The organism is Vibrio sp. 10N.222.46.A1 (genome assembly GCF_041473595.1).
Classification (GTDB): domain Bacteria; phylum Pseudomonadota; class Gammaproteobacteria; order Enterobacterales; family Vibrionaceae; genus Vibrio; species Vibrio tasmaniensis_A.
Genome location: NZ_JBFRSN010001674.1, coordinates 1 through 401 on the forward strand (window position 1 = coordinate 1; position 401 = coordinate 401).

The following is a 401-nucleotide window of genomic DNA, read 5'->3' on the forward strand; positions in this document are numbered from 1 at the left end:
GGTCATCACCAACATTTTTACCCATCTCTTTACCATCAGCGGTGTAGTCCATCACATCATCAATAAGCTGGAATGCTGTTCCTAGGTACTTACCGTAGTTTTGCATCGCCGTTTCGATCTCAGGTGTAGACTCTGTAAGAATTGCGCCGATTTGGGTTGCGGCTTCAAACAAACGAGCGGTCTTTGAATAGATCACCTGCATATAGCTTTCTTCTGTGGTGTCTGGGTTGTTACAGTTCATCAATTGTTGAACTTCACCCTCGGCAATCACATTTACTGATTCGCTCATTAGCTCAAGGATCCTTAAAGATCCAAGCGTCGTCATCATCTGGAATGAGCGGGTGTAAATAAAATCACCAACCAAAACGCTAGCTGCATTACCAAAAGCCGCATTCGCTGTA

Annotated in this window: 1 protein-coding gene; it reads right to left on the minus strand. The window is 44.4% G+C overall.

The features are described from left to right. Positions 1–401: polyprenyl synthetase family protein (locus AB4496_RS28800; protein ID WP_372133531.1), on the minus strand; the 401-nt coding region annotated here is incomplete at both ends.